The 1,904-nt window shown below is 56.0% G+C and carries 2 protein-coding genes and 1 pseudogene; all 3 read right to left on the reverse strand.

Translation table 11 applies throughout. The annotated features are described in order from the left end of the window. Nucleotides 1–726: pseudogene (locus tag FAS41_RS31100) on the reverse strand (hypothetical protein); the annotation flags it as partial. A 203-nt stretch (nt 727–929) separates the two neighbouring features. Beyond that, a complete protein-coding gene (locus FAS41_RS30620) occupies nt 930–1,217 on the reverse strand; it encodes a barstar family protein (protein ID WP_138527014.1) in 288 nt (95 codons plus the stop codon). Continuing rightward, the gene (locus tag FAS41_RS30625; RefSeq protein ID WP_138527015.1) at nt 1,214–1,600 is read right to left on the reverse strand and encodes a hypothetical protein; all 387 of its coding nucleotides are present in this window, start codon (nt 1,598–1,600) and stop codon (nt 1,214–1,216) included. The genes FAS41_RS30620 and FAS41_RS30625 overlap by 4 nt, the downstream gene beginning before the upstream one ends. Nucleotides 1,601–1,904 lie beyond the last annotated feature (304 nt).

The following is a 1,904-nucleotide window of genomic DNA, read 5'->3' on the forward strand; positions in this document are numbered from 1 at the left end:
CAGATAGCTCCTATCCGCACGATCTCTACCAGCCCGAGCTGCCCAAGCTCGGCATTGCTCCCGAAAGTGCACCTTCGCTCCCTTTCGGCATTCTCGATACTCAACGGAACCCCAGCCCTGGTTCCGGCAGACAGATCCACCGTCAATCACGTTGTTAACTACAACCCACTCAGCTAGATAGCCACTGCCACCACCCCAGCTCTTTATCCACTGCGAATCACGCTCCTGGGTGTAATTTTGAGCACTGCCCTGCCGAGTTATTCGCTGGTCCCGCTCGGCCTGAAACTGCGCTAGGTATTCCTGAGACACCATGCCTTGGGGCTCAGACGCTACCTGCGGAGTACGGACGCGCGGCAGCTCGCCGCCGTTCTGGCAACGGATCACGTTTTCATCGATGGCATTCCCACCGTTCAAGCAATCGCGCAGTGAGCGACGATTTGAGGCTTCTGGCGCGGTTGAGCGATGGGCTACTTCAGAAGGAGGTGCCGGAAGGTCCTGAGGATCTTCGGCAATCGGAATACTCTCTTCGACGGGCGCAGGGGTCGAGAGACGATCTACGAAAGAACGGAGAAGAGGCCAGGTCAGCGTGAGGACTGTAAGCAGCACCATGCCGCCAAACAGGTGCAGAGCGTTCCAACGAAAGGCCTTGCGCCGCTTCCGAGTTATCCCCTCTCGCTGCCGCTCACTACTTTCGCGACGCATCCATTCGCGGTCATCCAGTCCCATGGTCCTTCCCTGCGTGCATCCGTACATGGCATGTGGCCATGTCGAAGCTAGCGCGAGACGCCAGTACCCGTAAAGACTCTAAGGGGACTACATAAGGCCAATTGTCAGAAACAGCCGGTTGAAATGAGGCTTCGTCGCCCAGGAAAGGCCCGGTTTACTGAGTTTTTGGGCGGCCTAGAGGCTCTCATGCGACTAATGGCTGATCATCGGTAAATGACCTTCGGTGCCTCAGTCGGGTATTTCTCATTCATCTCGCCAAGCAGGTCCATCAGCTGCTTCGACTCTTGCGGCATAGTCACGGAAAATGCGGACCACCCCTGGAATTCCAACACCTCCGGCATATCCACCAATCCCGTGATGGAATCCCAGAAAGCGTCCCAATTCCGACCATACCAATCGGGAAATTTCAGGGCTTGCGCCAAACACTCATGCAGCTCCTCTTTACCCTGCACGTCACCAAGATCAATCGTAACGATCTGCGGGCGGGTCATTCGGGAATGTCCTGCGGCCCGGCGTCCATCAGCTCCGCTGGCAAATGAAGCGCCAGCAGCTCAGCAGATGTACCCGTGAAGTGTTTCAAGACATACGCCATCTGACGCAGATAGATATCCACCCACTTGGAGTACGCGGCGGCATTGGGCTGCAACGGTCGATCCTGCATGAAGGCGTGGGCTCGGGCGAGAAACAACGGAATGACGTCGTAATTCTTGCTGAGGTAGAGCCCGATGCAGTGGTTGACGAAGCTAACCAAGGGGTAGAGACCCGAGGACATCCGATACGCCTGATCGGGGACAAGGTCGGAAGTATTCAGAATCTGATGGAGGCGCTTGAGCTTGGCACGCTCCTCCTTGGCCCCAGGAATCGACAAATCCATTTCCGCCTACCGCTCCACTATGTGGTCCAGACCCTAGCGCGAGGTGCCAGTATCGGTAAAGCCTCTGGGGTGACTACATCGGGGGTATTGTCAGAAACAGCCTGTTGAAGTGGGGTTTTGTCCACGCTGAAAGGCCCGACTTACAAGGCTTCGAGGTGGCACAGGGTGACTCTCATGCGATTCATAATGCTGATGTCCCAGGTTCAAGTCCCGGTGTAGCCACCATCTCTCGAAAGGGGTTTAGCGAAAGCTAAACCCCTTTTCTTTTGCCTGCGGAAAGTCTACGCGCTCTTTATACTGAGTT

The sequence above is a fragment of the Pseudomonas nicosulfuronedens genome, from assembly GCF_005877905.1.
Lineage (GTDB): Bacteria > Pseudomonadota > Gammaproteobacteria > Pseudomonadales > Pseudomonadaceae > Pseudomonas > Pseudomonas nicosulfuronedens.